Genomic DNA, 5,710 nt, shown 5'->3' with positions numbered 1-5,710 from the left:
CCTACCTTAAATATATAATCTATATTATCTGAATAACTTCCTGTAAGCGATTTTAAGGTGTTTATATTTTAATTGATTAGATTGTATTGATAATCATTAAAAACCTCTCAAAATTGATTGTAGAGAGTTTTAATGGGTATTAAATTAATAACTCCTAAAAGAAAGGCAATTATTCTGTATTTGTTGATTATTTAATGTACTATTAAGCTGATGCAAAAACTATTTAATTTATGGTTTTTAATTATAAATTTATCTTATTTTCAAATGGTTATCTTATCTCACTTAACAATTGAGTGATTAATTAAAATAATTGCATAATTAATCAGGAAGTAAAAGAGTGCTTGGTTAAACAATTGATTTTTATTTTTTACATATTTACTTCATTTTTATCCTTTGCTTGATGATAAAATATATTTATACCTATCTATGCTGTTAAATAATTTAATTAGCTCATGATGTTTATATATTGACGTGGGTATCATTTAAATTACATACAGTACAAACTTGAAATTGTTATATCAATGTATTATTGAAAGTTTTATATCTCTACTATAAAATACAATGATGCCATTCACTCAATAAGACAGGAATTTTAAAATGTATATACGTGGAATGAAAATAAAAGATAAAACGAGGAAAAAATGGAATATAGAAATAATCTCGTTGTCGATAGCGTTTTTTGGTATCTTTTCCAGCATGATATACACAAGCATTACAGACAATATTAAAAGTGAGCAAGAAAAGAATAATATAAGAACTATAATTGCCTATGAAATTTCAAACAACAAAAAAACTCTTGATTTCTTGGATGGGACAAGGAACATTGGATTTGATAAAGACAGTGACCATATGGATGACGAGCCACATGCAATTTCATTAAAATCTATGGGGCTTATACGAATTGAAATAGCATCACATCAATCTGAATTAATCTATCAGAACTATTTTTCAAAGTTAAGTATTTTAGATCATGCTGAAGTGGTAATGATAATGAATTATTATCAGGCGAAAAATAATTTATTTAGAGAATTAGACAGAGCTAAATTAGAATTAAAGACATCTAGTGATATAGATGAATTAGATGCAATGAGCTCCCTTCTTGAAGAATATTTTAAAACTGAGTATAAATTATCCACGGAAATTTTAGAGAAATATAAGAAATTACTTCCTCAAGAGAAAAATTCATTATGAAATCATTATTTTCATTTAGGTATTAACAATCACCTGAAAGAATATTCATACTTTCGCTTCAAATCGCATATATGGCGAGCCTACTTCATGTTTGTTAGATGTGAGCTGAAAGGGCATTATTAATTTATCGTTTACCTATAGGCTAATGACAAATGATAATTACCTTCCTGAACACTCCTTTTCACTATCATTTACCTATTTACAAATACCAATTGATAAATTATCATTTAGCTATTGATTGATTAAACTAAATGATAGTGAGGTTAACATGTTTCGCTGTTACTTAAGAGCAAGCACCACAGAACAAGATGCAGAAAGAGCAAAAACTATTCTGGAAGAGTTTATTTCTGATTCTCCTGCTGAGTGGTACATAGAAAACCATACAGGAACGATGCTCAATCGCCCTATCCTTAATCAACTACTCGAAGATGCACTTCCTAATGACATTTTATTAGTCGAGTCTGTAGACCGATTAAGCCGCTTATCTTTGGATGATTGGGAAACATTAAAATCTAAAATCAATGATAAGAAGTTAAGACTTGTTGTTCTGGATATGCCTACAACTCACCAGCAGATAGCCAAGAAAGGAATCGAATCTGAAATCATGTATGTTATCAATAATATGCTTATTGATTTGATGGCTACAATGGCTCGTTTAGATCAACAGAAGAGAGTTGAGCGAATTAGGCAGGGCCAAGAACGCGCTAAAGCTCAAGGTAAGCGTATTGGCGGTAGAGGTATTAACGAAGAATTGCATGAAAAAGTTAAAAAGCGGCTAGCTGCGAATAATATCAGTGTCGAGGATATTGCTAAACTTGAAGGCTGTGGGGTTGCTACAGTTTATAGAATAAAAAAGAAATACTAATTTACAAATATATTTATAATAAAACCATTCTCATTGCATATTTTCCAATTGATTAATTTATGTGATCTCTATCTCGTATTGTGGGATAAAAACCTTGCTTTTGCCTCATAATTGGTTATTTTTTGATCAGTTGGCTGTTGCGGAGAGAATACAGTGATCAGTGAAAAGAATACAAAGATTGAATCTGATTATGAGATTCCTGTAGCCCAATACTTAAGAATGTCTACAGATAATCAGAAATATTCTCTTTATAATCAAAAGCTATTTATAAGGAAATATGCAGCAGAAAATGGAATGGTCATTGTTAAAACATATCAAGATGAAGGGAAAAGTGGTCTAACTGTTTCTGGCAGACAGGGGCTCCAAAATTTAATTGAAGATGTTACTCAACATAAATTAAATGTTGAGGCTATATTAGTTTATGATGTTAGTAGATTTGGACGTTTTCAAGATCCTGATGAATCGGGATTTTATGATTTTTTACTTAAGAAAAGTGGTATTCCTGTCATTTACTGTGCTGAACCCGTATCTAAGGATAACCCAGAAATGTCATCACTATATCTGGTTATTCAAAGACACGCGGCAGCAGCATATAGTAAAAATCTGTCAGAAAAAGTATTTGCAGGCCAGAAAAACTTAATAAAGCGTGGGTATAGACAAGGTGGTGTAGCGGGATTCGGTTTACGTAGATCATTAGTTGATGAAAATAATAATAGCAAAGGTATTCTATCTTCAGGGCAACGAAAAAGTTTACAAAGTGATAGAGTCATTTTAACAAAAGGTTCTGAATCAGAAGTATCAATAATAAATTATATATATAGTGAATTTGTTAATAATAAAAAAAATGAAAATGATATTGCTGTAGAATTAAACAAATCCCCTCAGTATAATAAATATGATTTTAAATGGACAAAAGGAAGAGTTCATCAAATTTTAACTAATGAAAAATATATTGGGAACAATGTTTTCAATAAAACATCATTTAAATTAAAAAAGAAGCATGTCAAAAACCCTGAAAGTAGCTGGGTAAGAAAAGATAATGCGTTTGAATCACTAGTTTCTAAAGAGATTTTTTATAAAGCTAGAGAAATAATTTTAAATCGTTCAAATAAATTTTCTGATAGTGAATTGTTAGATAATTTAAAATTACTACTAGCTCAAAAAGGTCTTCTTTCAGGTATAATAATTGATGAGGATAAAATTTGCCCATCAAGTTGTGTATATAGGAATAGATTCGGTGGATTATTAAATGCCTATAAATTAGTTGGTTACACACCTAAAAGAGATTATCAATATCTGAAGATTAATAATTATCTTCGTTCAATTTATTATAATGAAAGTCAAAAAATAATAAACGCAATATCATTGCATGGTGGTTGGTGTGAAGATAGTGGGTTTGATAATATTATAAAAGTTAATGATGAATTTTATCTTTCAATTACCATTTCAAAATGTAAAACATTGTCTTCGGGAAATAGACGATGGCGTATAAGGTTTTCCAATCAAAATATATGTGACATTAATCTGATTATCCGAATGAATTCAGATAATTATTCAGCACTGGATTTTTATATATTTCCTTCAATTGACTGTCTAACTAGTGATACTTTATTAAAGGATATTAACTCCGCTAACCTTGAACTATATAGATTTAACAGCCTAGAGCTTTTCTATTCAATTATATCGAGGAAATCAATAAAGGATAACTTATGGAATTATCAAAACATGACATTATATTAATACCTATTAATAGCATTAAAATTGTTAACCCAAGAAGTAGGAATGCAAAGTCACATAAAAAAATAAAAGAACATATAAATATATCAGGTTTGAGAAGACCTGTAATTGTTCGTGAAATAAAGAATAAAAAAGAAAACAAAGAGTATGCATTAATTTGTGGTCAGGGCCGTATTGAATCATTGCAAGAACTTGGTGAAAGTATGGTTCCAGCATTAATTGCCGATGTTGATGCTGAGACAGGGTACATCATGAGCCTAATAGAGAATATTGCCAGAAGAGCACCTAGAGCTGTAGAAGCTCTTGAGCGAATTAAAGATCTCAAAGAAATAGGCTTAAGTGACAAACAAATAGGGGATAGAATTGGTTATCCAGAACATTGGGTTAACAATATTCTTTTTTTATTAGAAAGAGGAGAGCGCCGCTTACTATCTGGCGTTGAATCCGGCACACTTCCCCTTTACCTTGCTGTTGAAATTGCTCGCTCAGATAGTAATCAAATTCAAAATATTCTCTTAAAAGCATATGATAATAATGAATTAAAAGGTAAAAAAATTAGTGTTGTCAGAAAAATACTTGACTCAAGGGAGAGGAGTGGAAAAGACACCAATAATCATGTTTATGCCACAAAACATGGAATGAAGAAAAAAGATATTGAAGATGTAGTAAAAATTTATGAAAAAAGTGTTCAGGAAAGAAAGGAAATTCTTACTAAATCAAAGATTGCTCAGGAAGGATTAATAATTGCAAAACAAATAATGAAAGAATTAATTCAAAATCAAGAGTTTGTTAATTTACTTATTTCTGAGAACTTAAGTAGCATTCCCAATATAATAGCTTCAGAAAATGCCAAGGAATGATTAGTATGAAAAATAAAGTGTCTTATTGTTTCGACAAAACTTGTATTGAAGTTAGAGTATTACACTTATTACCAACAAAAAACCTCCCAAAGAATATAAAATATAGTCAAAAATATAAACAAGTTTTATCTTCCATCTCTGTTGTTGGTCTGGTTGAACCCATAGTCATATATCCCTCAAAAGATAATGATGGATATTTTAATATTCTTGATGGTCATTTGCGTATTGAGGCTATTAAAGAATTGAATATTCCTATAGTTCCATGTTTAATTGCCACATTTGAAGATACATTTACATATAATAAGCGAGTTAGTAGATTAAACGTTATACATGAACATAACATGATTATAAAAGCTGTTGAGTCAGGAGTTTCCATAAATAAATTAAGTGAAGCCCTTGGTATATCCGAAGATACAATTAAAGGTCGTTTTAAACTGCTAGATGGCATTTGTCCTGAAGTTATATCAGCCCTTTCAGATAAAGATGTCCCAAGAACTATTTTCACATTAATTAAAAAAACACAACCAATTAGACAGATTGAAATTGTAAACTCAATGATAAGTATAAATAATTATACATACAAATTTGTATATTCCATGCTATATTCGACACCTGACTCTCTTCTGGTAAAGAATAATCCTAAAAATAATAAATTAGATAAAGATAGAATTGAAACCATAAGAAAACTGCAAAATGAATTAGCTATACTTGACTCTCAAAAGAAAGAGTTAGAAGAAACTTACTCAGAGAATAGTCTTCAGCTTGTAATCATAAAATCACATATAGATAAATTATTATCAAATATTAGAATAATAAATTGGTTATATGATAATAAACCTGATCATCTAAGCCAACTGAAGTATATTTCTAATATAAAATCACTTTAAATATATAAAGTTAGTTAGATTTAGTTATTTCTTATCCATCAAACCTCCTACAATCAATTTTGAGAGGTTTTTAATGATTATCAATACAATCTAATCAATTAAAATATAAACACCTTAAAATCGCTTACAGGAAGTTATTCAGATAATATAGATTATATATTTAAGGTAGG

General features: G+C 29.5%; 5 protein-coding genes. All 5 read left to right on the top strand.

The annotated features are described in order from the left end of the window. Positions 1-597 precede the first annotated feature (597 nt). Positions 598-1,191, top strand: coding sequence for a lysogenic conversion protein (locus I2494_RS20380; protein WP_218468799.1), 594 nt, complete (start codon positions 598-600; stop codon positions 1,189-1,191). A 268-nt stretch (positions 1,192-1,459) separates the two neighbouring features. Beyond that, entirely contained in the window at positions 1,460-2,056 is a 597-nt protein-coding gene (locus tag I2494_RS20375) for a recombinase family protein (RefSeq protein ID WP_218468798.1), read from the top strand. A 153-nt stretch (positions 2,057-2,209) separates the two neighbouring features. Next, positions 2,210-3,796, top strand: coding sequence for a recombinase family protein (locus I2494_RS20370; protein ID WP_228351054.1), 1,587 nt, complete (start codon positions 2,210-2,212; stop codon positions 3,794-3,796). Next, complete coding sequence (locus I2494_RS20365) at positions 3,766-4,653, top strand: ParB/RepB/Spo0J family partition protein (protein WP_218468797.1); 888 nt, start codon at positions 3,766-3,768, stop codon at positions 4,651-4,653. The genes I2494_RS20370 and I2494_RS20365 overlap by 31 nt, the downstream gene beginning before the upstream one ends. A 5-nt stretch (positions 4,654-4,658) precedes the next feature. Continuing rightward, positions 4,659-5,540 carry a plasmid partitioning protein RepB C-terminal domain-containing protein gene (locus I2494_RS20360; protein WP_218468796.1) on the top strand — a complete coding sequence of 294 codons (882 nt, stop codon included), beginning with the start codon at positions 4,659-4,661 and terminating at the stop codon, positions 5,538-5,540. Positions 5,541-5,710 lie beyond the last annotated feature (170 nt).

It is taken from the genome of Limnobaculum allomyrinae, assembly GCF_016649425.1.
Lineage (GTDB): Bacteria > Pseudomonadota > Gammaproteobacteria > Enterobacterales > Enterobacteriaceae > Limnobaculum > Limnobaculum allomyrinae.
The sequence above is the reverse complement of the archived record's forward strand: the minus strand, read 5'-3'. Positions and strand labels throughout refer to the sequence as shown.

Coding starts and splice junctions, on each gene's coding strand:
- I2494_RS20375 (WP_218468798.1), top strand. CDS start 1,460: ATGTTTCGCTGTTACTTAAGAGCAAGCACCACAGAACAAGATGCAGAA.
- I2494_RS20365 (WP_218468797.1), top strand. CDS start 3,766: ATGGAATTATCAAAACATGACATTATATTAATACCTATTAATAGCATT.
- I2494_RS20380 (WP_218468799.1), top strand. CDS start 598: ATGTATATACGTGGAATGAAAATAAAAGATAAAACGAGGAAAAAATGG.
- I2494_RS20360 (WP_218468796.1), top strand. CDS start 4,659: ATGAAAAATAAAGTGTCTTATTGTTTCGACAAAACTTGTATTGAAGTT.